Consider the following 26574-nt stretch of genomic DNA (forward strand, 5'->3'; position numbering starts at 1 on the left):
ATGAGGGCTTTATGATTTTTTTATGGAATTTTTTTCATGACTTTTTCATGACTTTTTCATGACTTTTCTTGTTATTTTGGTATTGTTTTTGCCTCTAGGCCTCTAGATGTGAGGCGAGGAAGATGATAGGAGTGGGTTAAAATTAGTGAAATGAACGATGATGATGGATTGGCACCAATGGTCGATGGGTTAAGTGGCGCCTTGTGTGTTCTTGTGCTTGTTGTAATTGTTTTTTTATTAGCGTCAATAGACACATTATTTCAAGCGGGTGGGTTTAGATTCGCTCCCTCAACGTTGGATATGAATAATCAAGTTATTTATTATTCGGGAGGCGTGTCTTTATCTAATCATGAGTTATATATGATTAGAAAGTCTATAGAAAGTAATCAAGATGCCAAGCGGGTCATTTTATATGGGGTTATTAATGACAAAATAGTTTCCTCAAAACAAAAAAATTTATTTAATGTATTGGAGTTAAGAAAAAAGCTGTTGCTGAAGTTGCCATCAACTGTATCTCTAGATGGCCAAAGTGCAAAGTGCGGCACCTCAATTAATTGTGTTTATTGGGAGTTTGAGTAATATGATTTGGATATTGGGATACGGTGTCTATTTTTTAGTCTTGGTCGCAGCGTTATATATTCCTGCGGTCAGTGGAATGCTTGAACAAGGTTTTTTATTGGCACCAGAGATCACATTGGCAATGCTTTGTGTTTTTTTGGTCCCACTTTTTGTTTTTACTTGTCATTTTTTTACCCAAAAGAACAAGTTACGGCATCGTAAGTTATTATATTCGCAGTCATTACTTTGCTCATCACTTTCTGTGTCGCTAGGCCTGATCGGCACCTTTGTCGGGTTGACTGATATGGTGACTGCAATCGCTTCTTCTATGGGAGGGGAGGGAGATATTGTAGAAAAAATGGGGGGGATGATAGATTCTATCTCTAATGCATTATCGGCTATGTCATATGCATTTTTGACATCTATACTCGGCGTTGCAGTCTCTGTACTTATCTTATTAAGTTTAAATTTTTGGTCCTTTTTCTATGAGGGACAAGAAGATAAAAATGAAAAGGGAGTTGAGACCAATGCTGTTAATATTTATGAGCGCCTGAGTAGTATTGAAAAAATAAATACTGAAATAGTCGGGAAGCTAACATCTATTCCTCTGATAGAAGTGAATGGCAATGAGTATCTTGATTTGCTAAAAGACCAGGTTGAGATGCAGAAGGAAAGAGACAGATTGTTTTCTATCTACATGGAGGAAAATAGCCTCCACTTGCAGCAATTAATTAATGTTGTAAGAGAAACTGGGTACAGTGTTCTGAGTGAAAGTAATGCGATGTTTCAAAATGAGATAGTTCAAATAAAGGAGTTACTGCACACACAAAATAACATAATACTTAATATCAATTCAAGTATTGATGATAGTCGTGAATTGATGAAAAACTATCACAGTGATATTTTTGAACCGCTAAAGGTTACCCAAGAGCGCATGCTATTGGCTGTCGATAATTTTGCTGTAGTTGCAGAAAAATCAGTAAATGAGCTCAATTCCAATATTGACAACGCTGTCGCTATGGGAAAGGCATATATCGATGATGAAAAAGCATTTAAAAGTAATGTAAAGCAAGCCTTGGGGTTTATTGTCAATGTTTAACAAATCTATTTTTTTTTGTCTCTTGTCGTTCAGTGGAACCGCTTTGTCTAATATTGGTTACCACGAGTATATCAATGAAATATATTCAAGCTCACCATTGGTAAAAATAAAGGAGCGAGAACTGGCAGCTGAAAAAAATAACTATGAGTCAGTTACTAGGTATTATTTTCCTAAAATATCTGGTGACTCCAAGTATAAGGAGCGAGAGGATGGCTCTAAGATTACAGAGTCAAAATTATCTGCCTCGATAGTTGTTTATGATGATACGACACCCAATAGAATTAAAGAATCACTTATAAAGCTAGAAAATGCAAAGCTGAATGTGCTTAAAGTTAAAGAGCAACTCAAGGGTGGTGTAACAGAACAACTTATTAATATATCATACTATAATAAGTTGAAAGATAATGCCATGACGTTAAAAAAGGAAGCTGAGAGTCTGCTAGATAAAATTAAAAATAAAAATAACTATGGTATTGTTGGTTCATCTGATGTTCAGCAAGCAGAACTATTAGTAAAACGGATAGAAACTGAGATTAACTTAATTGAAAAGAATTTAATTTTCGCTATATCTACAGTGGAGTCGCTCTCTGGGGTTATATACCCATCAAATGGTGTGGAAGTACCTGAAATAATTTTAGATAAAATCAGTGAATACGCTGATGAAGTTAGTGATGCAGACCTCGCTGATAATCTAGAATATCGGGGGTTGTTATATGCCGCAGATGCCATGAAGCAAAATTCAAAACAGCAGAATTCACTATTTAATGTATCTTTAATTGCAGAGCAACGCTATGACGATAGCATTAAAGTAGAGAAGGACTCATTTATTGGTGTGCAGGTGTCATTTAACATTTTTGATTATGATAAATTAAAAGCATCCTCATCGAAGGTTGAGATTTATGAGTCATTGTTGTATAGCTTAGATATGAAGCATCGCGAACTATTGGCCGCATATAAAACTAATGGTCTAGAGAAAAACTCGTTAATGGCTGAGTTATCAGATCTTAATATACAAAAGAAATTGACTGAGAAAATTATGAACTCCCAAATGAAAGGTTATGACGTTGGCAACGTATCATTTTATGAAATGTTAAATACTCGTTTTGATTTCTTTAATATTGAACGAAGAATATCTGATGCTCAGATGGCTAACAAAAATAATGATTTACAAAAGCTCATCATGACGGGGCGCATTTTTTCATTGTCTAGTATATAGTTTTTGAGGGCGTGATGTTTTCGCTTAAAGGTTATTTATTTGTTGCGTTTATTACGGCCTCGGTCATCTTGTATATGTTTTTCTCTACCATAGAGCTTGTTTCGCCTGGGCAGGGGATTATTTCTGGAGGTTCCGCCAACAATATAGAAATCGTCACGCCCAGTTCTGGTTTTGTCAGCCACTTTAATCTGAAAAGTGGTGACAGAGTGAAACGAAATGAAATTCTTTTTTCGTATGTAAATATTGATGTTTTTCATCAAGAAAAATCCCTAGTTGAGTTGCTTGATTTTTTTGTAAATAAAGAAAAGACGTTGCTGTCAGATATATCTGCTCTGAATGAAATAAATGAACATTTACGATATGGTTGGCAGGAGGATTTAGACCAAAAATTTTACAGTGATCTTGGGGCAGATTATAGCGCCTATCGATTTGCAATCGAGCATCGCTCTTTACTAGAAAAGGAGAAAAATCTTGAAGCGAAAAAGGTACAAATTAAAAATGAAAATGCAGAGTTGAGTTCCCAAATCGCTAACCTTAATAAATTGGAGAGGTTGCTCATAAAAAGTAATTCTCCGGCAATAGAAATTATAAAAAATAGTTCTGAGTTGAGTAGGGTTCGCGCACAACTGGTCTCTAATGAGGTTAGTTTTTTGACATTGTTAAATGATGGTGAGGCGGCTAAGTCTGATTACTCGATCCGACTGTTGGATAAAATAAATGAGCTCAATGAGCAAGTTTATGCGTTAAAAAAAGACATCATTGAGAAAGCTGGGACGCTGGATTTATTGAAAAATAAAATCAAAGCCAATAGCGTTGAATCTCCTGTCGATGGTGTTGTGTTAACGATAGATAAAGGGTTCGCAGCTGGATCATTCATTGATGTTTCAAAGAAAATAATGACAATTAAGCGTGATGATAGCAAGCGGTTGATTGAGGCGAAATTTGACGCTAAATATCGACCTTTTATTTATATCGGTGGCAAAGCAAAAATAATAATAGATTCACCTGGATTCAAGAAAAATTATACGGGAATAATAAATAAAATTAGTGCTGACTCCTTTGTAGATGAGGCTAATCCAAGTAGCCCAAATCGACATTATAAGGTAGATATCATTCCAGAGGATACATCGGCATTTGAGGTGCAAAATGAAGGTATTCAAGCAAATGTATACGCTTTGAGTAGAGAAATATCAATAGCGGAGTACTTAGGGGCTGTGCTCAGCTATAATATGAACTTCAATGTATGGTGATGTAATATGATTGGTTTTGTTTCTGCGTTATCTTCTGCTTTAGCTGTCATGATGATAGTTTTGACATCAACACTTCTTAGTTTGATGAAAAGCACCTTGGCTAGTTTGGAGGAGGGAAAATCAAAAGTGGAAGTAAATATTAAAATGAATAGTGGTGGTGATTCATCATCCAATGAGTCTTATGAACTGCATGATTCTATGGTAATAACACCTAAAGATGTGTATGAGATGAGTAAAGGGAGTAAGCTATCCGCAATTACAATAAAATGTACTTATGGAAACAACTTGTCATATAAAGCCGCAAAGCAATATTCAGTTTATAATTATGTTTTACTTAAAAAAATACTTAATGATAGTGTGCATGTTTTAATTGAGGATCAAGTTCATGACGTTGATAAAGCTAATTTGTGCACAATAAAAACAATATCCAAAGAGTAATAATATATGCTATCCCATGCAGTTATCAGTTATTGTAAAAAAAACAACATTAGGTTTCATCCGGAAATAAAACTGTCGGATGATGAATCTATTCTATATGATCTCAATGTGTTTTTTAATGACGAGCTATTTAGATATAGTCTTGTTGATATAACGCATTCGTTAAGTGATATTAATGAGTCAATCACAACATGTATTGTTGAACAGCATGATGGTAATTATTCCTGTGTGGATTTATGCAATGGCGATAAATATATTGAAAATTACAAGAAAGTGTTTTTAATTCAGCGTGATGCAAAGCAAAAATCATCAGGTGAGTTAAAGTTCATACTGAACAACATGATGCCGAAGACTAATGCAATATTAATTGCAATGGTTCTTTTTGGGCTTTTGACTCCGCTGTACTCAAATCTATTTAATTCTAGGTTGGTATATTCAGACTCTATTTCATCATTATTATATATAACATTTTTCTTCATTTTTTTTGTGATCGTGGAATTGTTTCTTAAGCATGTAATTTATCTCAACACATCAAGACAAAGAAGCATAAAGACAGTTATATTAGAAGAGTACATGCTGAGTTTTTTTAAAAACTCATATGCCAAAAACATATCGATAAAGGTTAGAACAATAATCAATTCAACAAATGCTCTATGGGAAAATTATCCTTTACTTTGGGTTGATATAGCATTTGTTATTATTTTTTCAAGCTGTGTTTTTTTTATGCTGGGTATATATTCAATAATTTTATTTATATACTATGTAATTATTTTTGCGGTTTTTGCACGCATTCGCTTCAGTGCATATAAAAAAATGTTGGAGACCTCTGTTGCTTCAAATGATAGCCTCGCAAGGTGTTTGGTGATTGAAAAAGAAAAGCAGCAGTTGCACTTTATACGAGAAAGCAATATTTTGAAATATTATAAAGGGAAGATTTTAATCGATGAGGAAAATAAGAAAGGCGCGGCATTGAACAACCATGTCTGGGGTGAGTTATTGCGTTCAAATAGTTTTGTGTCTATGGTTGTAATGTATATTTCATGCTATTATGCGATCGCCAGTAGTTCACTTCATATTAGCAGTGTAATCGCGGTCATGATTATAAATTCAAGGCTATCATCATCCCTCTCTGCTTGCGTTAATAAGTATTTTTTGATTACTTTAAATAAATACCATCTAAATTTATCCGCAATTGAGTTAATGGACAAAGCAGCACTGCGTGTTGATGATGGCGTTTTGATTAATCACTGTGATAAATTAGAAATATCTGATTTGTCTTTATCTATTGATAACAATCAACTCATTGACAAATACAGTGGAGAGTTTGTGCCTGGAGATGTAGTCGCCGTTGTTGGTCCATCTGGTTCTGGCAAAAGTACTCTATTGAAAGCAATAACAAAGATGATCCCTACAAACTATGGTGAAATAAAAATTAATAATGTTTCAATCATGGAGGTTTCGAATCGTTTTTTTAATGAGAGTGTCGCATTTCATGCATCAGAGATTGGCTTTTTTCGTGGAACATTAAAAGAAAACTTTAATATATATGGCATTCATTCCATAAATGAAATGATATCTATTATTTCAAAATGCATTCCCACTTTGAATATAACTCATGATATCTTAAATGTTATGGAAGCAAATGAAATTGGAATGTCTAATGGTGAGAAACAAAAGCTATTATTGTTGATGGTGACATATAAAAAACCATCACTCATCATTCTTGATGAGTCGACATCCTTTTTATCATCGGCTGATAGCTACTCCTTTTTAAAGGAGGTGATAAATAATAATCCACGAGCGATCATTTTTTTTGCATTTCATTCTAATGTATTAAGCCCCCTTTGTAATAAAACTATATCCCTCTCCAAGGGAAGGCAATTTAAAAACATTATAAAAATAAAATCTTGAGGTTTTTTTTGGGGGGGGAGTATACATCTAGTAATCACCTGACACCGGTCACAAACTGGTGTCTTGTTTGTGCTACTTTAGTTTTTACTTCATTCGGTATCAATTTCAGAGGTGTTGTTAATGGGATGGTCGCCCCTACCCAAAACGGCATCTGAAGTGCCAAAGTGGCGAATGTACGTTCCCACTGATGAGAGAGGCAACCACCATGAAGGCTACGACAATTGGCATAGATTTGGCAAAAGAGGTATTCCAGATTCACGGGGTGGACGAGCACGGTATGCGGTTGTTCAACAAGCAACTCAAGCGTTCACAAATAGCCTCCTTTTTTACCAATACTCCACCCTGCTTGATCGGCATGGAGGCCTGTGCCTCTGCCCACTTCTAGGCCAATAAGCTGCAAGGGTTGGGACATACCGTCAAACTGATGGCTCCCCAGTTCGTCAAGCCCTATGTCAAAACTAACAAGCATGATGCTGCTGATGCAGAAGCTATCTGCGAAGCCGTCACTCGACCCAATATGCGGTTTGTGCCGATCAAAAGCTCTGAGCAGCAAGCCGTTCTGGCACTTCATCGGAGCCGCCAGGGATTCATCAAGCAGCGGACTGCACAAGCTAATCAGATCAGGGGATTATTAGCCGAATTTGGGATTGTTATGCCTATCGGGATCCACCAACTACTGCGACGGTTACCTGAGATCCTGGAGGACGCAGAGAACCTGTTACCCAGCCTGTTTCGTGTTCAACTGCGTTTGCTACAGAAATATATGGAGTATTTGTTTGATGTCGTGTCGACGCTCGACAAACAGATAGAGCAGTGCCATCAGCAAAACGCGCTATGCCAGCGTATTGGTAAGATCCCGGGCATCGGCCCCATCACCGCCAGTGCGTTGATTGCGACCATCGGCAACGCCAACAATTTCGAGAATGGCAGACAACTTGCTGCCTGGCTTGGCTTAGTGCCACGCCAGCATTCCAGTGGAGGTAAACAAGTGCTGCTTGGGATAAGCAAACGTGGAGATACCTATTTGAGGACCTTGCTTATCCATGGCGCCAGGGCTGTCTTACAGTCCGTTAAACGTAAACATGATACCGTATCGGGTTGGGTGTACAGATCTAGTTATTACCTGACACCGACCTCAAACCGGTGTCTTGTTTACGCTACTTTAGTGCGCACTTCCTTCGGTATCAATTTCAGACCCTTCTTGAACATGCTGTAGGGGGTCTGACCCTCCATCATCCTGCCTTGATGTGGCCGCTGGGTGTTGTAGTGCTCCAGATAGCTATCCAGGTCTGTCTGCATCTGCTCTACCGACTCATACCAGGTCGTTCTCCCCTTGATACGGAAGTGTTCATCCAGCAGTGTGCGATGCAGCCGTTCGATAAAGCCGTTACTCTGCGGCCTGCGCACCTTGGTGGTTCGGTGCTCAATCCCCTCCAGTTGCAGGAACAGCTCGTAGGGATGGTGGTCAGGGCGCCCACAGAACTCGCGCCCGTTATCCGACAGGATGGTATAGACCCGTGCCTCGTGGGTTTCAAAGAATGGCAGCACCGTTTCGTTGAGCACATGGACCGAGGTGATGGGCAGCTTGCTGGTGTAGAGCCGCCCCCAGGCGTGGCGGCTATAGCAGTCCAGCACGGTTTGCAGATACACCTTACCGACCCCCTTGAGCGCGCCGACGAAAAAGGTGTCGACCGCCACCAGTTCCCCGGTGTAGCGGACCTCTATCTGACGTTCTCGGAACTCTGGACTGAAGCGCTCGAGCAGGCGAATTTGCTCGTCATTGAGCTCAATCGTTTGTTCCCGATGGGTTTTCTCGAGACGTAACAAGCGGTCGTGTTTGGAGAGCAAATCGTGACGTTGCCACACGCCACGCACGCCGCCGGCACTGACGTTGATGCCTTGCAAAGCCAGTTCTTGCGCGACCCGCAGCGGGCCGTGAGTAGGCCTGGTGAGGGAGTAATCGAGGATGGCCTGCTCAATCTCGGGAGCGACCCGGTTAGGATGAGCCCCTTTACAGCCGGGCAGTTTGTCGAGCAAGCCCTCAGCGCCATAGGTCTGGTAATTACGACGGATTTCGTAGAACTGCTGACGACTGTAGCCGATGAGCTTGCAGGCTTTGCTGACGTTATTGAGCTCTTTGGCGAGTTCTAGCAGGCTGAGCTTGCGACGTGCTACTTTCTCGTTGGTGGTCATACGGTGACTCCAGATAACACGGTAGGGGTACCGTTTTGTTATCCGGTTTGAAGCCGTATGACCACTCCCTTTTGTGGGCAACTGTCAGGTGAATACCATCTCCATACACCATATATTTACACCATGATGCTAACCATATGGCATATGAATCTACCCTATAGCTGCTTCCAACATCTTTTGAGCTGTGCATGGCAAGGTAAATATGGGGAATGGCTAAAGTTACCCATCCCCTGATGCATCTTAATATTTATGACATTAAATTTTCAGGTATCACTGCATCTTTCAAATTAATATATTTTCTTCAATGCTTCACAGTGACCATTCTCACAGTAGCCCCACCAGTCAGTCTTTTGACCAATGATCGCTACTATGGATGCACTGTTTTTAGGTAAGCCTTTACGCCAACTAGATACGTCAGTGGCAGAGGGCAAAGGATTCGATTCAGGATGGGTGTGCCACTCACCAATATAAGTAAGATAGCCTCCGGATGTGTGCCAAAGTTGATCAACCATAACTTGATGGTGTTGTTTTTTACGAACAAAACCAAAACGTGATGCTTGGTCGTAGGAGCTAGGTTCTGTAACGTGAGTTATTATTATATGAGGTGGCCGAATTTCTCCAATAAATACACCTCCTTGCTCAGGTTGACCGTGATGTAACTGCCGATATCGATTTAAAATATGAAGTACCGCAGTCTCAACGATGATTAGTCCACCAGCTCGATTACTCAAGGTCAGCTCAGCCTTGACATCAGGAACAAACACTACATTCTCCAAATTTACGAAGCTTTCGACGTTTATGATGAATGGCATTACCTGTCGAGTGTTGAGCATAAGTCCAGGGAAGTCTGTCCTGAAGAGTATTCAGTACAGCTTCTTGAATTAGTGCGGCAGTAATTGTGCTGACGCTAGCATCATAGGGTGTGAAAATGCTGCCGCAGGAAACTCGATGAGGAGCTACAGGCCTATCGACCTCCTTGAGGGTCTCGAGACGTTTGGCACATTCATAACAGGCTTTTCCATCGTCGATCATAACAACAGACGCTTGACCATAAGCATCATTGTAGCCGTGGATGATGAAGGGAGGACGTTGGGTAGAGGCTCGAGCCAAATAACTGAGCATTTTACCTGTTGGGGCGTGACCAGTAGCATCGATCACAATATCATAGCCACGAATATTATCTTCATTCATTTCTAAACGATAAGGTTTGACATCTATTCTTGGATTGCCCAAAGAGTCACGCTTTATTAGCTTACTTAGGGCCTCAGCTTTATTCCAACCGATATAAGTGGCTGGGAGAGCATGCCGACTCAGATTGCCTGGAGACAGAATGTCACTGTCACAGAGAACTAGCCGACCGGTATTGCCACGCCCTGCTCCTACCTTGGCAAGCAGCTGAGCAGCAAAGCCTCCAATGGTGCCGCAGCCAATTATCAAGATTTGCTTGTTCTCAAGATCAAGGAAAACAGGTCTGTTGCGCCGTTGAAGCTCTTGGTCGCTTATCGAGCTCACATTTAAGCGAGAGAATGCGGTCGTTGCAGATTTTGATCTGAGCATAGGAAGGGTAGAGCCGAGCTTTAGTTTGTGTTTACCTCCCCTAGATTTGGCTCGTTCTGTTGTACGGTGTTTCAGGATCGTCTGGGTGGCTTGACTGAAGCAGACTTCAAAGCCAATGATGCCTTCGTTCGAAATATCGAACAACACCATTTGCCTGCTCTTGGTGAGCCTGGTGAGTATTCCATTGGCCAGTGAGTCATGAGCAGGGAGGTCCGCAGATTTTAACCAATCAAAGACTTCCCTGAGTGATTGAGGCGGCCATTTACTTGGTGCTATCGCAGTGTTGTTAACTCTGACAACGGTCACGTCGCCATCAATCCCCACAGCCGTTTTTTCTCCTCGTAACCTAAACCAGTCATCCCTTTGCCCAGCGTTGTGGAAGACAACATATTCTTTGTCTGTTTGTCCATCTGCTGAGGTTGTCACTTTCAGCGACTTGTATGAGAATTTTGTACCTGACAGCTTGCCTGCATCACCATAAATGTAAGCATCTACAACCCCATTCCAGTAGTTGACAAACTCGGTTTGAAATTCCTGTTGCCGTTGATGGCCAGCTGTTACAGCATTGTCCAATGCTTGCTGGATCAGGCTGTTTAACATGGCAATTACAGCAGGTGGGTGTTGGGGATCCCAATCGGCAGTGTCCTGGTTCACCAAACATAATCTTTGGAAACTGCTTATGTGAGGTAAGGCCATACCGATTAAGTTGGCAGGGCGACTGATAACGTACGTTTCCGGCAAGCGACTAAGGTCTTCTCTTGGCCTAACTACAGCAATAATGAATTCACCTGCCTGTGTTTGGTAGGCTTTTATATAGGCAGGACACTCTCTCGGTAGAGAAATTGGTAGGCCGGTGATGTTGCGACTCTCGACATATCGAAAGCCGCTATGTAATAACAAGTTATGGATAGTCACTATCAACCACTCGTCATTGAATCGGTCATTTGGCTTTGTCGTTGAGGTTGTCGTTGTTGTTGGTATGCAGGTATGGCAACCCAAGGCTTGATAAGCTCTTCGTTTACAACACTGTCACCAAAAAGTCCATTTAGAGTTTTCAGTACTTCGTTCTTTGTTGAGAGCCTATTCAGTGCTCGATTAAGTTCTTCGTGCAGAGTCTCTGCTTTCGAGATAATGCTCTGAACCGTATTATCATCCATCTTTTCCTTGGGAAACAACAAGCGACCTTCATCTGAGGCATCTGGACTTTCCACTCCATCCCTTAACTTGGTGGCCAACTGTTCTGTTACTTTTAACAAAAGTTCACCATGATCTTTTGTGTCAGGCATAGGTGTATTATCAAAGGTGTCAACGACGCATTTCATAAGAGCTATGGAGGATAATTCAGGAGATTTCCACTGCACATCTCGCCAAGCCTTCAGGTATCGACAGACCTGCCGCATAGGGTCACCATGTCGCGCTACTGCGCTCCTGAACCAACGCGCAACGATTTCTGGATCTGACTTAATCCACTTATCCTTTCCTCTGACAGCCAAGTAAACACAATTTTCATCAAGCTTTCGAGTGGCTGACTTACTGAGAACACTTTCATTCAGTGAATCCATCCCTGCGACAGAGTTCAATGCCACTTCTCGAGTTTCAAACTGATCTCTTGGGATTGCATACATGGGCACATCTACATGCACATTTCTATCTTCGATGACAATACGTCCACAAGTAGGCTTCTTTAATGCTTTCCAGTTGTAGTTTTCTTCTGCCAAAGATGCTAGCGATGCATCTACAAGTAGGAGAAGAAGCTCATGGCCGACTAACGGTTGCTCTTTGAACATATCCATAGGCATGTATGTACCATCATCAATGTCCATCTGCTGCGGAGGTTTATGATATGGCTTGTTCAGTGTTTTGTACTTGTAACTTCCTTGAACCCAAAATCTTGGCTCTGTATTCAAGAATGCTCCGCGTGCGTCATCACTCATATCCAAGAGAAGTTTCACAACTCGCTGGACATCTGCATTGTCAAGATAGCGCAGGTTGGTTTTCCTAATTGCACTTTCTACTAGTTGGATGTTCGTTGAGCTCCGAGAACGGCTGGCCAGCATTTTGACGACATCTTTTGCTTCTGTGAATACACCCTTTGTCCGAATTCTGATCGTGTCCTTAAGTTTCTCGAGAGAAGCCTTGTCGGTGCTGGTAGGCTCCAGTCTTTTCATGAGACCGTCATTGGTATTGGTAAGATATAGATGTGCTGACCATTTCATTCTGACGCTTCCTTACGGTCGGTGGGGTGAATGAAGGCTGGAGCCTCCGTGCTAAAGAAAGTCTCGATAAGTGCTTTTTTGCCAGTAGCTGTGGTTGCTACAGATTTGCCCCACGCGACAAGTGCTTTCAGTGACTCTTCGCTCGCATTGTCTAACGAGATGACTCGAGCCTGTTGATCAGGCACGGTTTCATCAAGCGAGAAATAGCAAGGGGGCATGTCTTCTCGATTTAGTGCCTTACCGGCCATGAACCCGTGCATTTTCTGCGAGGAGGACATGACTGTCTCAATGAGTGCCTTTCCACCGCCCCAAAGGCCAAAGTACCCAGGGAACCACCTAGAGATGTTATTGGGATTGATACAAAAATCGTTGGAGAGGGTTCCAATATTAAGAATTTTGATATCGTTTGCTGTTATACCCTTAAACTCCTCATCATCCAGATAATTCAGCGCTTCATGATAGGCGACGAATGATGGATTGTTTGCTAGTAAGCCTCCATCGGCAAAATACGCACTCTGCCACTCGATATAGTGAGGTAGGAAGTAGGTGGGGGCAGCAGATGTAGCCATGGCTACATCAACCAAGGTGAATTGATCATCTCGGGTGAACAGGGAGTTATGACAGGTTTTGATGAACAAAGGGCGACCTGTGCTCAGGTTGACCGTTGGGATGAGCAGGCGTCGTTTTAGCGATCTGACCGTCTTGCCGGTTCCCACGATCTCAGTCACTGCTTTTTCCAGGTTGTTAGCCTTATAGAGGGGGCTCAGCAACAGCTTACCTAGCTGGTATATGTTTCGAACACAATTGGGCACCCAACTCTGGCGAGGGAAAATATCTGGAGCTGCTTTGTGAAACTTGCCCTGCAAGTCTCTAGCTTTCTGACCATCAGCCAAAGCAATGGCAATTATTCCGCCGATGGAAGCCCCGGTGATCATGTCGAAGTAATTACCGATGGCCAAATCAGGATTGTTGTTGCGCTCAGCCAGAACCCGTTCTAGTTCCGCTAAAATGGTAATTGAGAAGAGACCACGCACCCCTCCACCGTTCAAAGACAGGATTTTGAATTGCTTGTTAGAGTCGTTCATGGAGCCTCCATTAGAACCGTACACAATATGCGGGGATTCTGTGCTCACTTCAATGGGGAGCGTAAAAAGAACACTGTAACGGCTACTCTACGGCGCTGTTGCCAAAATGAACTGTTCTGATAACAGCTAACCCTGCTCCAAGTTACTGTTACTCTTTGGTCTTTTCTCCACGGGTCACCTGCCTTGGTAGAACCACTCACTGTGCAGTATGAGCGGGCACAGGCCAACATATATCGGCGATGAATGAGGCTAGAAAAGCTTATGAAATGCGTATTGCACGTCATTCCAGATATGTAGTTATGTTGAAGCTCTGCGGGCTAGAGCTGCATCCTCATTACTTGCTCTGATAGTGTGCTGCATGTGTTATATTCGGCTCAAATATTGAGCTGAATGATGGGCTGGGTCGGCTCATTATTGAGACCCTAGCACGTTGGATGAGGAAATAATGGAACCATTTTGGATTTGGCAACAAGCTGACTGGCCCCATTTTCGTTGGCGGGATAGCGAGATATTGCCCAGATTACGGCACGTTCAACGCAGGTTGGGGATCCTAATAGGTAGTCATTCCAGGTTGGGGAACTCCGACCAAGCGTTAGATACGTTACTGGCTAACATCATCTCCTCATCCGCTATTGAGGGTGAGCGTCTCAATGCCCAATCCGTGCGTTCTTCCTTGGCTAGGCGGTTAGGGGGATCAGAAACTCCGTCCTATCCCGTGTCAGATCGCTCAGAGGGGCTCGCGGCCATGATGTTGGATGCCATCGACAATCATGAACAACCACTGACAATTGAACGACTTTACCAATGGCATCGTTGGCTGTTCCCTGTCAACGAATGGTCGGTACAGTCAATGAACGTAGGGCAGTTGCGAGGAGATGAGCCGATGCTGGTTGTCTCTGGGCGTGTTGATCGCCCTACCGTGCATTTTGAGGCTCCACCCAGAGCCGCTCTGGACGATCAACTGGCCGAGTTCATCCCATGGTTTAACCAGACTCAGCATGACCCCACGATGGATCCACTGCTTCGTGCGGCGATCTGTCATTTCTGGTTCGTGACCCTGCATCCCGTTGATGATGGCAATGGGCGGCTCACGCGGGCATTGACCGATCTCGCGCTGTCACAGGCTGACAGCCACAGCATCCGGCTGTATGCCATGTCAGTTGCGATTCTAGAACGGCGGGCAGACTACTATCGGACACTGGGGTCAGCACAGAAGGGCTCGTTGGATATTACCTCCTGGATCTGTTGGTTCCTCGACACACTGGATTACTCCATAGAGCTGGCATTACAGGTTATTGATCGTTCTCTCGCCAAGACATTTTTCTGGTTGCGGCACTGTAATGACGATCTGAGTCCAGAGCAAACCAAAGTGCTGAATCGTTTACTGGATGGCGGCGAACAGGGTTTTGAAAATGGCATCAATGCAAGCCAGTATCAAAAAGTGGCAAGAGTCAGCAAAGCGACCGCTACACGCCATCTGGCTGGATTGGTGGAGAGGGGTTGCATTGAGAAATTACCTGGTGGCGGACGCAATACACGCTATCAGGTCTGCTTGCACACCGAGGGAGTTTGAAAAAACATCGCCATGGGGTGTTATTTTTATTTGGTAGATAAAATATGCGATTAACGTACCAATGACGATCTTTAGTTAAATATTGACACCATGATGAGTGCCGTCAGGCATATGAACAAATAAACTCAACCGACAGTCATGGCTCTCAACTGATTTTTTGAGCGACAATAAACTATTTAGAACATCGGGATCAATTTCAGGAACATCACCTGCACCGAGATTTGAAAGCAATTTGGTCACAGCGATATGAACTCGCAGCTCTTCGGCATGCTCCTTGGCTCTCTGGACAACCTCGGGTGATTCGGATGAAATCATATCCTCCAATGTCCTCCCCATACAGTGCTCCTACTACAGATAGAATTAAAGGCCCACGCCGAGCAGGCATGGGCTCTGCGCATTAGATCAAGAAGTCATCCAGTGCTTTTCCAGCCGCAACTGCTTCTGCGATAGCCTTGGGCATGCGACCTTGGCCAGTCCAGGTCTTCTCCTGACCATCCTCGGTGTAGCGATACTTTGCAGGACGAGGAGCGCGCTTGCTCTTTACTGTACCCTCTGCTTTTGCAGTGGTTGCAGTACCAACCAGCTCACTCGGATCGATGCCAGCGTCTCTCAGCATCTCGGTAAACTCAGCCAGCTTTTGCAGGCGCTCGGCAGATTCGGCTTTGATTTTGTTTTCTTGCTGCTCACGCTCAGCAAAAACCTCATCCAATTTCTCTTTAACTTCGACCAACTGCTCAAATGACAACTCACGCAACGCAGCTCGCAGACTACGAATATTCAGCAGTGTTTTCAAAAAATCGTTCATTTTTATCCTCATGTATCACATTTTTATATCAGAGAAATTATCTCTTAATCCCAGCATTAGCTCCACAGTTTTTGGCACCAAGATGACTCAAAAAAAATAGCATCATTTAAAATTCGTGAGCTAAATTGCGTTTGGATCTACTTATTGGCCTAGCTCCAATCTGCTATGAAACTATGTAGCTAAAAATTAAATCCAAGTGGTAGTGAGCGTTGAGACCACCTCACCAGATGAGCCGATGAAGGATCTTGTTCGGCTCACGAAATGAGCCGATAGGACAATATCATTGGCTCACAGAATGAGTCGATGATAGGAAATAGTTCTCTCCACACAACCTCGAATATGGGGGCATACTATTCAGATTATCTCCCTATTAGAATAATCACGCCCAAATGTGTCTGGGTTTGCAGCCTCATAGTCATCGTCAAACATATGTTCCCCGCGATGCATCTCCCTCATCGTTGCGAGTATACCGAAAAAACACATTTCACACAGATGCACCAGATAACGCTCACCATCGTGACGGGAACCATAGCCAAAATCCGCCGATAACGAGCCGTATTGGTTGGTTCCAAAATTCGTTTTTGTACTACGACCACAAACATCACAGAGAATGTCAATAACCTGCTCTGTTGGCACAATCCCTTTTACGAGCATGCTAAGCTCCTAATCTGATGAGAATAGGTGTTATCATACGCGGACTGACTATATATGGTGCAACCTGTTTTTGGTTACTTTTTGATATCCATGCGAATAAGGGTTTTTACCTCGACAACCGTGGCTCCGAGAGGAACACCTATCGAACTCAATAACTCGCCATTTTCAGTTCTGGTAACCTCGGGATCCCCCTTGTACCAACACCATTCTCGGCCAGTTTTTGTGTCGGCTGCCTCTAAGATGCCACAACGATAATCAAAATTGATAGCCATCGATGTTTCTCTCGACCGGATGTCTAGTTATTAGCATCATCACGCTCAGCTTCTTGCATTAAACGAGTCACTTTTCTCAGCGGATTTTCAACACCAATATTATCCGTCAGAACGATGATCTGCTTTCCAATATCAAAAGCTGGGGCAGCAACAGCTCGCCCTGCAAGATCCAATGATTCGAGGACGGCAGTTGCCTTCTTTAGCGTTTTGAAGGCTTTTGCTGTTTCAGGGCTCAACCCCCACCACATACCCGTCATATCAGAGTTTGATGTGTACTTAACCAGAAACTCGTCCTTGTAGGGGTCATGTAGTAGCCACCCCAGCATTTTTGCGTGAGCAGGTAGCCCCAACGTCTGTTTTAGTTCATGTGCGGACGGTTCTTTACTCATAACTTCATCCTCTGTATACGGCGCTAGCTAGTATGATGGTTAAACATAGTCAATACATCATAAAAAGGGCCTCATAAAGACATCAGATAGAATTATGCCCAGAGATTCACGAAAAAGTTGGTATTGCCCGAATGGGGGCTTCAACCTCTGTCTCCAGTTAGATTGGCCCCTTGAAGATCCAGACTCTTCGCCCCTCTTAACTTAAGAGGTAGTCTTGGAACTATGTTCAGTACTAGTCGCAACGAGAAGATGGTCGAAGTGTTAACAGGGGCTGAGCGCCGTCGACGCCGGACTCCGCAGGAAAAGAGCTCCATCGTGCAGCAGACCTTTGAGCCCGGAATGACCGTCTCTCATGTCGCTCGCTTGCACGACGTCAACGCCAACCAGCTTTTCAAATGGCGTAAGCAATTCCAGGAAGGGTCTCTCACGGCGATCACCGCCGGTGAGGATGTTGTTCCAGCCTCCGAGTTGGCTGCTGCCATCAAGCAGATCCGAGAGCTCCAGCGTCTGCTCGGGAAGAAGACCATGGAGAACGAGATCCTCAGAGAAGCCGTGGAGTATGGTCGAGCAAAAAAATGGATTGCGCATGCGCCCTTGTTGCCGGGGGACGACGATTAAGTGCTGTGAGCCAGGCCCTTAATGTATCGCGTGCGCAGCTATCCGTTCGTGTTCATCGAAAACCAGGTTGGCAAGATGGTCGTCATCATCGCCAGCATGATGATGCTGCCTTACTTGGCCGGATCATGGAAGCGATGGCTGAGCTTCCCTCCTATGGGTATCGCCGAGTCTGGGCGCTGTTACGGCGTCAGTCAGAGGCAACACGACAGCCTGTGGTAAACGCCAAACGGGTATATCGCGTTATGCGCGATCATGGCCTGCTGCTGGAAAGAAAACCGGCGGCACCATTGGCCCAGCAGGCACATAAGGGGCGTGTTGCCGTCAAAGAGAGCAATCGACGTTGGTGCTCAGATGGCTTCGAGTTTCGCTGCGATAACGGTGAAAAACTACGAGTCACGTTCGCCATGGACTGCTGTGACAGGGAAACCTTGGACTGGGCTGCCAGTACCGGGGGTTACGACAGTGACACAGTGCAAGATGTCATGCTGAGGTCTGTCGAACGACGCTTCGGGGATGCGTTGCCGGCATCACCGGTGGAGTGGCTGACTGATAATGGCTCGGCGTATCGCGCCCATGAGACCCGCGCGTTTGCACGAGAAATCGGGTTGGAGCCCAGAACGACTGCGGTGAGAAGCCCACAGAGCAACGGTATAGCGGAGAGCTTCGTCAAGACGATGAAGCGAGACTATATCGAGATGATGCCGAAACCAGATAGCCGAACAGCGGTAGGCAACTTGGCCATCGCGTTTGAGCATTATAACGAACACCACCCGCACAGCGCCTTGGGATACCGTTCACCTCGGGAATTTCTGCGCAGTCGGGTATCACAACCCTAAGCGGGAAAAGTGTCTGGATCTATGGGGTCAAATCCACCAGTGTCTCATCCAACAAAGTCCTCAGACCCATCGCCATCGCTACATGGAACAGATAGGATAGGGTAATCTGGTATCGTAGGTTCAGGGGAGATTTCATCATGTCCTATGCGAGTTATCATCCAGGTAAGGCTACGGCCTCTACTAAGACAATATTTGACTCTCTTGGCATACCGAGTGACCCGTTGGGGGCACATCTATGGATCGTGGCCGGAGTCGCACCGTCCATGATTCATCAGTTGGCAGGAACAGTGAAGACAGACGTGGGTTCGATATGCCGCTTAGCAGGCATTAGCCGCCACACTATTGCGCGTAAGCTGAGGATTGGGGCTCCCCTATCAATCTCTCAGGGGGCCAGGGTATACGGCGTTGTACAGGCTCTCGAGGCGGTTCTATCTCTACATAGGAATAATGCCGCCAGAGCACTGTCATGGTTACATCGTCCAGCCTGGGGTCTTGGTGGCGTAGCGCCAGCTAGGTTGTTGACTACAGATATGGGGGTTCAGGCAGTTATCCATTTGGTGGGGCGGATTCAGCATGGGGTGTGCAACTAAATCGAGGGTTCTGATAGGCGAACCTCCACAGAATGCTTCAAAAACAACCAACCTCATCTTTTTTTGAAATTTATTTCATTTACCCCACTTGAAAAATTCGGAAAACTGTCCATTTACTAATTATGAGAGCTATAAATTAATTTTTTCCATTTCAACATTCCGCTGCTGCGCAGCGAAGAGAAACCAGTTTTACTACCCCCTATAAGCTATTTTTATTAAATAAATGAAATTTAATGAGCACTGATAAATTAAAGTTCCTTAACTTGGCTTAAGACATCAATGTTCCATCACTCAGTAATAAATTAGATTCATATAAACAGAAAACAGAAAACAGAAAACAGAAAACAGAAAATAGAAATATAGTGAGAATGTGGTTATATTCGCCCTGTAGGGCGGAAAATTAAAAAGGCGTTTTTGCAAAGCATGATAACCCTACCAGTGCAAGCGCGTCTCTGCTATCATCCGCAGCCCATGAACAAATCGCATACTGGCGTGACTGTAACGTCGCCCTAACCCCTCCCTCTGCGGCTCCTGCCGCCTGACTCTGGTTGTCACAACCGGAGCGCTTTTTTACATCCATTAGATCCCAATACAACAATCTGATCCTGCCCGAACTCCATCTGACCCCCAAGTCGATGGGGGCGTTGTGCTATGGATCCTAAACAAGCGAGAAAATCCCCCCATGCTAGAACGTGCAAGACAAGAATGGTTCTCCAACATCCGTGGTGACCTGTTAGCCGGAATCGTGGTCGCCCTGGCGCTGATCCCAGAAGCCATCGCCTTCTCCATTATTGCTGGAGTAGACCCCAAAGTCGGCCTCTATGCCTCCTTCTGTATCGCCGTGGTCATAGCCTTTGTCGGCGGTCGTCCAGGCATGATCTCGGCCGCCACAGGCGCTATGGCGCTCCTGATGGTGACCCTGGTCAAAGAACATGGCCTGCAATATCTGCTGGCAGCAACTCTGCTCACTGGGGTACTCCAGATCGCGGCTGGTTACTTGAAGCTCGGCAGCCTGATGCGGTTTGTCTCCCGTTCCGTGGTCACCGGCTTCGTCAATGCGTTGGCGATCCTCATCTTTATGGCCCAGCTACCAGAGCTTACCAACGTCACCTGGCAGGTCTACGCCATGACGGCGGCGGGCCTTGGCATCATCTATCTGTTCCCGCTTATTCCGGTGGTAGGCAAGCTGGTGCCTTCTCCGCTGCTCTGCATCGTGATCCTGACGGCAGTCGCCATCACCATGGGCATCGATATCCGCACCGTGGGCGATATGGGCGAGCTGCCCGATACTCTGCCCATCTTCCTGTGGCCCGAAGTGCCGCTCAATCTGGAGACGCTGGCGATCATCTTCCCCTATTCCGCAGGTCTGGCCGTGGTCGGTCTGCTCGAATCCATGATGACGGCAGCCATTGTCGATGACCTGACGGATACCAGCAGCGACCGCAATCGCGAGTGCAAGGGCCAGGGGATCGCGAATATCGGTGCGGGCCTGATGGGTGGCATGGCGGGCTGCGCCATGATTGGTCAGTCCATCATCAACATCAAATCCGGTGGTCGTGGCCGCCTCTCTACCTTTGTCGCAGGCACATTACTCATTCTGATGGTTGTATTCATGGATGAGTGGATCCGCCAAATCCCCATGGCCGCATTGGTGGCCGTGATGATCATGGTTTCTATCGGAACGTTTTCATGGGATTCACTGCGTAACCTCAAAAAGCACCCGCTCTCCACCAATATCGTGATGGTGGCAACAGTGGCTGTGGTCGTTGCTACCCATAACCTGGCACTTGGGGTATTTGTCGGGGTACTGCTCGCCTCCTTGTTTTTTGCCAACAAGGTTGCCCGTTTCATGCTGGTCAAGAGCGACAGCGAGCGCAAAGGTGAGGTACGTACCTATCTGGTTCGGGGCCAGGTGTTCTTCGCCAGTGCCGAACAGTTCTTTGCCGGATTCGACTTCAAGGAGGTGGTAGAGAAAGTGGTAATCGACCTCACCCACGCCCACTTCTGGGATATCACCGCTGTCACCGCACTGGACAAGGTAGTCATCAAGTTCCGCCGTGAGGGCACAGAGGTTGAGCTGATTGGCTTGAACGAGGCAAGTGCCACTATCGTTGACCGCTTTGGCGTTCACGACAAACCGGAAGAAGTTGAAAAGCTCCTGGCTGGACACTGATCACAAGAAGGAATTTATCATGACAAATATTTTTGCATGTATCGATGACTCCCCAGCCATGACAGCCGTGTGTGATGCAGCGGCATGGGCTTCTACCAACACAGGGTTACCTGTCACCCTGTTGCACGTACTGGAAAAGAACGAGTTTGAAGGACAGGCCGATCTTTCCGGCAACATCGGCCTGGGCAGCCGCGAGCATTTGCTCAAGGTGCTCGCCGAGCTGGATCACCAACGCAGCCGTCTCGCTCATGAACAGGGGCGTATGCTGCTCAAGAGTGGCGAGGATTACCTCGCTGGCTTGGGTGTGACAGCGGTCGAGACCCTGCAACGCCACGGCCAGCTGGTCGAGACGACCCAGGAACTCTCATCCGGTATGCGGATGTTGGTCATGGGCAAGCAGGGCACGGCCCATGCCCACGAGTTGATTGGCAGCCATATCGAGAACGTCATCCGTACCCTTGTTAATCCCATCATGGTGGTACAGCCAGGCTTTCAGGCGCCAAGCCGCTTCCTGTTTGCCTATGATGCCAGCTCGACGGCGAAGGAGCTTTTTTATTTGTACTGGCAGAGGTGTCACTGGTATCACAGGGTTATTTGCTGTGTATATGATTTCTGCAAGAAAAGGCGTTAAACAGACGTTGGATGCAAAGAGCCCAGAGTAGGCGCTAATAGGTGATATGAGCTGCTAGGAAGCGAACCCCTGTGAGCTTATAAAAATTTATCGACTAACATGTATGGATGCATGCTTGAAGATCAAGTAACTAATAGCAGAGACTATTGGGACTATCTTACAGGCATGTAAACTATCGAATCTATGGAGATTTAATCTGGAATTTTCATAAACGAACCGTATTTTCTTCTTAGGTTATCAATAAACTTAATAGCCTGCCTTTCTTTGTCTTCCAATGCTTTTATCTCTTTTGTCTTTTCTTTTAGCAACTGCTCAAACATTAATTTAGCCTGCTCTCTTGATTTAATATCCACGATGCTTGCCAAGTCTTTCGATTTTTCTGTTAAGGCATCCTCTCGTGCTTGTAGTGAGATGAGGCTATCATTTAAATTTTTCTGTATTAGATCTAAGGACGCTGAACGCCTGCGTATTTCGACTTGATTAGCATCAAGCTGAGCCTCTTTGGCTTTAATGGTTCTATTTATATCATCAACCTGTGAATAAAACTCAGCCTTAAGTTCATCTAAATTGAGAAGATCGCGTAGTAAGTCTTGCTTTTGATCAACTTCATCTTGTATATGATAGAGACGGTCTTTCAATTCCATTTCAAAGCTTCTATATTGATCTTCCAATAGGATTATTTTTTCCTGTGCCTCTAAAATGGACGACTCTTTTTCTTTTAATACTCTCTCCCATCTTTTTAAAATGGCGTTAGCCTTGCCTTCTGCATGCCGAGACTGTTGAATGACTCGTTGCATATCACTTAGCTCAGATTGACTTGTATTTTTTATCGCGTTGTATTCTGCATTAAGCCTTTTAACCTCTGCATCATGCTTTGAACGCAAAGATGAATACTGATGCTGTAAAGATAATAATTGTTGTCTATTATGGGAGTAAATCATTTCGGAGAAATTGCCAACAGGAGCCACAGACACCCATTTTTTAGGGCATTTTTTAAGATAATCTCTAATCTCTTCTTTTGAGATTATCTCTCCTTTCACACGAAATCCACTAAGGTCAAGTTCAACGCAGGTTGCATTCACCCTTTTTAATTCTTTGATTTTTCCTCGATCACAAAAGTGCGTAACTGCAACTTCGATGAGAACCTTCTCTCCATCGATGAACCCAATTACATCTGGGATAACTCGGCCCTCATAAACCTCACATACCATCTCATCAAAAACTATGTTTTTATGGATTGGGTTTATAGTTCCAATCGGCAGTAACAACTGCCTATCCGTTGCTAAAACCTCTTTAGCCAAGATATGTATTTCTGTTTCTGGCTTCCAGCTACAGGCATTCTGTTCGATAGAATTAGGTTCATGAGAAAAATAATGGGCTTTAACTTGCCCTTTCATTGCCCAGACAGCCCCCTGGCAACCGATGCATGTGCAATTGCATGCTTTTCCACTCACAACCTCTTTGACATCAACTATATGGCCGTTGTCGTCAAGGGCGCGAGTCATCAGGATTCTTGCCATCTCTATCCTACCCACAAATGGGTCTATGTATAAAAGCACATCAGTTTATTCAGTTAAATTGGATGCTTTAACTACATCAGTAGTTACAACACTTTCATGAAAAATCATACACTTACATTTGATTGTTTTGAACTTCGTCAAGTTCCAATTGGATTTAGATGTATGACCACTCTCCAGGTGAGCTCATTGAGCTTTAGAGGGTGCGTAGGAGCGGGCTGGTAATCAGGGAGGGGGGATGGATGCAGTACGGTGGAAGGCTCTGATATTGATACCAAAGGAAGGGCGCACGGAAGTAGCGTAAACAAGACACCGATTTTAGGTCGGTGTCAGGTGATAACTAGAACTGTATAAATATTCTCTACTGCTTATTATAACGTAAATGAGAAGTCCAGCGTTTCATTGTCAGATACTCTGCGCATCGCTTTAGCTCTATCCTTATCACCGTAGGTCTTAATTATTTGCTCCACGTCATCATTGAGCTTCGCTGCTGCACCAATAAAATCACCAGGATGTTCCTCGAGATGCGTTTCTGCAACAAGGTGTCTTAACGCATGAATGTTGATACCATGTTGTTTATCATGAGGCATCGTCATCAGATAGGCCTGATATGTCAGTGATTTGAAATTATCTGACAGTTTTGATGATACTTCTATATATTTACTTCTTATTTTAAGGTTTTCCTCGTTGTTTACTTGGCTTTGTCGAATGCTACGCCAAGGGAAAAAGATATCAATATCGTCAATTGACTGAACGCCCGCAAAGGTCATGAGATCAAACTCAATATAGCTGCGCCTTATGTTCAAATACTCTTTGATCAGCGGGGTAAGCTGTTCTGGTAACTCAACATCAACATCCACGCTATTTTTTGCATTTGCGTTTTTAAGATATCTGTACTTTGTGTTATCGTCACTAACCATCGATGTACCAAAACATGGGATATATAGTTGGAATCGGTTACGCTGACGATGATATGTTATACTTGCATAGTTTTTGTTCTGTGATGTCGCATTAGGGTAAAATTTCAATTCAGTCCAGTTTGCGCTGCGTGGAGATTGATAAAAACTGATTGTTTGTATCAGTCCTGCTCTAAAATACTGCAACGCACGGCCAATCTGAGATGCTGCACTTTTTCTATGCGCCAGCTCTAGTTTTTTATCGTCTGTGTTATTCGAAAGTAAATTTTTTTGCTCAGCATTGGTCTTGTATACTTTTGCTTTATCGAATAACCACTGGCTGGCCCTATAAACCGCATTTCGGCGATCTGACGCAGGTATGTTGAGTAAGAATTGAATGTTCAGTTTCCCTTTCTTGCCCGCTTGGCCGCGACTGTTGATGCCTTTCTCTGCCATCTTAAACCAATTAGGATATTCCTCGATAATAAAATCTAGGTCTTTAAAAAACTCCTCGATTGTTCTGTTACCACGATCGGCACAAAACCTTAGGTAGCCCTTCGAATCCGACCCTCGTTTTACAAAATTTAGCACTCTAGAGAATTGGCTTGTACCCGTTTGCAGTCCTTCCGAATATTCAGCCATAGCCTGCATAATCTCAGGTATTGTCAAGTGATAACTGCTAACAGACATGTAATCAATAGCTAATTCAGTATGACAAAAATGTTGAAATGAAAGTAGCTGACTTTTAAATGCGATAGCAGAGCCGCATTCGCCCTTCGCGTTGATTGTCCATTCATTGTTTCTTCTGTTTTTTTCATTGACTTTTGCTCGTATCTCATAGCGTCGATCTGACCTAAGCTCGTCAGAAATGTTTATTATCGCTGGTTGTTTTTTATTTATTTTATACTCACAATACTCATCATAAACCTTCTGTAGATTTGGATTCAGTGACGAGCTAATGAATGTGCTGCGATTGATAGCCGACAGATCAAGATCTGACCGATTTTTTCCTCTGCGTTGATGGTCAACTTTTCTATGAATTTTATCTAACAACAAGTTTTTTGGTAAATTAAAATAACTTTCAATGAAATTGATGCGAACATCAGGTACTCGCTCGGCAGGGTGTGATGTACCCATCATATAATCGCGCAAAACTTTTGTTGCGCTGCCAATCGCTTGTGGACTACTTTTCAGAATTGGCCATGCCTCTGGGTAGTTAGATAATGACGCGTTGATAATTTCACGTGCTACTTCTCTGTATGTAATGAAGCTTTTCTTAATATTATTCTGCGTCTTAGGAGTGACCTCATCGAGCCAGAGACGCTCACCGTATTTCCTCTGAACTGCTGCTGCAAGAGCCTCACAAAAAGTCATTTTGCTGAAATCTATGTTGTTTATTTGAGCGTAGAACTCTGCCAACCGACGCACTCGTGTCAGTGGGCCTCGCGTATCACTCCTGCTCTGACGTGCCAAGGTCATTTTCAGCTTTTCTATTGTTTCACTGCGATTTTCTAACAGTGCAGTTTCCAGCTCATCCTCGGACTGCACAATTGATGTTTTCAGTAACATGTTGAGTGCTGTCTGATGGTGCCTATAACGCGCACTTTCAGTTTTGTCGCTACTCTCAATGCCTTGAATGATCCGTTCTCTCAACTGCCTAATGCTCATAATTGCCACTCCATAAAAATACAACAACTGGTCTTTTTGTTCATTATAGTGCTGCAAACATCAATCGCCACACCAAAACGAAAATTACCGAAAAATAGCTTTTGACTTATTTAAAATTTCTTATGTATCAATGTCTTTTTTGGTTTTTTGTGAGTTTTACGAGGGGTTTCATGATTTTTAAAATTGGCAATGAAGCAAAGATTGATTAGGTTACAATCAGCATTAAACAACAATACATGAAGTTTACAACAGTGATAAATAATCAATTAAAATTAGACACTTAGCTATATTCTTTAATTCCTGAATCGGAAAAACTATGACTGTATTTCTCTGATTTGTTGTAATTATGGTGTAAGGGACTAAGTTGGAAGGACATTTTGTTGTAAAAACAAAAGCATCATAAAAACATATGGTTAGCTAAAAAAATGT

The 26574-nt window shown here is 44.0% G+C and carries 22 protein-coding genes and 2 pseudogenes; 13 read left to right on the forward strand and 11 right to left on the reverse strand.

The window, feature by feature from the left end:
- The first annotated feature begins 150 nt into the window (after positions 1–150).
- From ACTG2B_RS06510 to ACTG2B_RS06540, 7 genes and pseudogenes are all read left to right on the forward strand, one after another.
- Complete coding sequence (locus ACTG2B_RS06510) at positions 151–579, forward strand: hypothetical protein (protein ID WP_439995388.1); 429 nt, start codon at positions 151–153, stop codon at positions 577–579.
- A complete protein-coding gene (locus ACTG2B_RS06515) occupies positions 521–1657 on the forward strand; it encodes a hypothetical protein (RefSeq protein WP_439995389.1) in 1137 nt (378 codons plus the stop codon). Before ACTG2B_RS06510 ends, ACTG2B_RS06515 begins: the two co-directional genes overlap by 59 nt.
- Positions 1658–1700: 43 nt before the next feature.
- A complete protein-coding gene (locus ACTG2B_RS06520) occupies positions 1701–2873 on the forward strand; it encodes a TolC family protein (protein ID WP_439995390.1) in 1173 nt (390 codons plus the stop codon).
- Between the two features lie 14 nt (positions 2874–2887).
- Positions 2888–4123 (forward strand): HlyD family efflux transporter periplasmic adaptor subunit, encoded by a 1236-nt coding sequence (locus ACTG2B_RS06525; RefSeq protein WP_439995391.1) that lies wholly within the window; start codon positions 2888–2890, stop codon positions 4121–4123.
- Positions 4124–4129: 6 nt separating this feature from the next.
- Entirely contained in the window at positions 4130–4561 is a 432-nt protein-coding gene (locus tag ACTG2B_RS06530; protein ID WP_439995392.1) for a hypothetical protein, read from the forward strand.
- A 6-nt stretch (positions 4562–4567) separates the two neighbouring features.
- Entirely contained in the window at positions 4568–6472 is a 1905-nt protein-coding gene (locus tag ACTG2B_RS06535) for an ATP-binding cassette domain-containing protein (RefSeq protein ID WP_439995393.1), read from the forward strand.
- A gap of 205 nt (positions 6473–6677) precedes the next feature.
- A pseudogene (locus ACTG2B_RS06540) lies at positions 6678–7577 on the forward strand (IS110 family transposase); the annotation flags it as partial.
- 47 nt (positions 7578–7624) lie between these two features.
- On the opposite strand, the gene ACTG2B_RS06545 reads toward ACTG2B_RS06540, so the two are convergent.
- From ACTG2B_RS06545 to ACTG2B_RS06565, 5 genes are all read right to left on the reverse strand, one after another.
- Positions 7625–8665, reverse strand: a complete 1041-nt coding sequence (locus tag ACTG2B_RS06545) for an IS481-like element ISAs19 family transposase (RefSeq protein ID WP_439995394.1) — start codon at positions 8663–8665, stop codon at positions 7625–7627.
- A gap of 287 nt (positions 8666–8952) precedes the next feature.
- Complete coding sequence (locus tag ACTG2B_RS06550; RefSeq protein ID WP_408802009.1) at positions 8953–9429, reverse strand: Mov34/MPN/PAD-1 family protein; 477 nt, start codon at positions 9427–9429, stop codon at positions 8953–8955.
- On the reverse strand, positions 9416–11137 hold the full coding sequence (locus ACTG2B_RS06555) for a ThiF family adenylyltransferase (RefSeq protein ID WP_439995395.1): 1722 nt from the start codon (positions 11135–11137) through the stop codon (positions 9416–9418). Before ACTG2B_RS06555 ends, ACTG2B_RS06550 begins: the two co-directional genes overlap by 14 nt.
- A gap of 2 nt (positions 11138–11139) precedes the next feature.
- Positions 11140–12438: a CBASS cGAMP synthase gene (locus tag ACTG2B_RS06560; protein WP_042024857.1), complete on the reverse strand. Its 1299-nt coding sequence runs from the start codon at positions 12436–12438 to the stop codon at positions 11140–11142.
- Entirely contained in the window at positions 12435–13523 is a 1089-nt protein-coding gene (locus ACTG2B_RS06565) for a CBASS cGAMP-activated phospholipase (protein ID WP_439995396.1), read from the reverse strand. The genes ACTG2B_RS06560 and ACTG2B_RS06565 overlap by 4 nt, the downstream gene beginning before the upstream one ends.
- A 445-nt stretch (positions 13524–13968) precedes the next feature.
- Here ACTG2B_RS06565 and ACTG2B_RS06570 point away from each other — a divergent pair.
- Both ACTG2B_RS06570 and ACTG2B_RS06575 read left to right on the forward strand, forming a co-directional pair.
- Positions 13969–14202 (forward strand): annotated as a pseudogene (locus tag ACTG2B_RS06570) (DUF4172 domain-containing protein); the annotation flags it as partial.
- Between the two features lie 66 nt (positions 14203–14268).
- Positions 14269–15096 (forward strand): Fic family protein, encoded by an 828-nt coding sequence (locus tag ACTG2B_RS06575; RefSeq protein ID WP_439996913.1) that lies wholly within the window; start codon positions 14269–14271, stop codon positions 15094–15096.
- A gap of 75 nt (positions 15097–15171) precedes the next feature.
- Here ACTG2B_RS06575 and ACTG2B_RS06580 read toward each other — a convergent pair whose 3' ends face one another.
- The 4 genes from ACTG2B_RS06580 to ACTG2B_RS06595 form a co-directional block, all read right to left on the reverse strand.
- Positions 15172–15432: a hypothetical protein gene (locus ACTG2B_RS06580; RefSeq protein ID WP_287977261.1), complete on the reverse strand. Its 261-nt coding sequence runs from the start codon at positions 15430–15432 to the stop codon at positions 15172–15174.
- Between the two features lie 61 nt (positions 15433–15493).
- Positions 15494–15901, reverse strand: coding sequence for an H-NS family histone-like protein (locus ACTG2B_RS06585; protein ID WP_287977259.1), 408 nt, complete (start codon positions 15899–15901; stop codon positions 15494–15496).
- Between the two features lie 354 nt (positions 15902–16255).
- Positions 16256–16555 (reverse strand): hypothetical protein, encoded by a 300-nt coding sequence (locus tag ACTG2B_RS06590; RefSeq protein WP_139731779.1) that lies wholly within the window; start codon positions 16553–16555, stop codon positions 16256–16258.
- 295 nt (positions 16556–16850) lie between these two features.
- The gene (locus tag ACTG2B_RS06595) at positions 16851–17216 is read right to left on the reverse strand and encodes a hypothetical protein (protein WP_439995397.1); all 366 of its coding nucleotides are present in this window, start codon (positions 17214–17216) and stop codon (positions 16851–16853) included.
- Positions 17217–17465: 249 nt separating this feature from the next.
- On the opposite strand from ACTG2B_RS06595, the gene ACTG2B_RS06600 reads away from it, so the two are divergent.
- The 4 genes from ACTG2B_RS06600 (at position 17466) to ACTG2B_RS06615 (ending at position 22064) form a co-directional block, all read left to right on the forward strand.
- Positions 17466–18670 (forward strand): IS3 family transposase gene (locus tag ACTG2B_RS06600; protein ID WP_439995398.1). Its coding sequence is split into 2 segments (ribosomal slippage): positions 17466–17784 and positions 17784–18670, totalling 1206 coding nucleotides; the frame shifts between segments, so codons are not numbered across the junction.
- 137 nt (positions 18671–18807) lie between these two features.
- Positions 18808–19260 (forward strand): antitoxin Xre/MbcA/ParS toxin-binding domain-containing protein, encoded by a 453-nt coding sequence (locus tag ACTG2B_RS06605; protein ID WP_109112872.1) that lies wholly within the window; start codon positions 18808–18810, stop codon positions 19258–19260.
- A 682-nt stretch (positions 19261–19942) separates the two neighbouring features.
- Entirely contained in the window at positions 19943–21433 is a 1491-nt protein-coding gene (locus ACTG2B_RS06610) for a SulP family inorganic anion transporter (RefSeq protein WP_439995399.1), read from the forward strand.
- A 19-nt stretch (positions 21434–21452) separates the two neighbouring features.
- Positions 21453–22064, forward strand: coding sequence for a universal stress protein (locus ACTG2B_RS06615; RefSeq protein WP_439995400.1), 612 nt, complete (start codon positions 21453–21455; stop codon positions 22062–22064).
- 191 nt (positions 22065–22255) lie between these two features.
- On the opposite strand, the gene ACTG2B_RS06620 is transcribed toward ACTG2B_RS06615, so the two are convergent.
- Together ACTG2B_RS06620 and ACTG2B_RS06625 are read right to left on the reverse strand one after the other, a co-directional pair.
- On the reverse strand, positions 22256–23584 hold the full coding sequence (locus tag ACTG2B_RS06620) for a hypothetical protein (protein ID WP_439995401.1): 1329 nt from the start codon (positions 23582–23584) through the stop codon (positions 22256–22258).
- A 368-nt stretch (positions 23585–23952) separates the two neighbouring features.
- On the reverse strand, positions 23953–26145 hold the full coding sequence (locus tag ACTG2B_RS06625) for a hypothetical protein (RefSeq protein ID WP_439995402.1): 2193 nt from the start codon (positions 26143–26145) through the stop codon (positions 23953–23955).
- Between the last annotated feature and the right edge of the window lie 429 nt (positions 26146–26574).

Source organism: Aeromonas sp. 30P, from assembly GCF_051919805.1.
Lineage (GTDB): Bacteria > Pseudomonadota > Gammaproteobacteria > Enterobacterales > Aeromonadaceae > Aeromonas > Aeromonas veronii.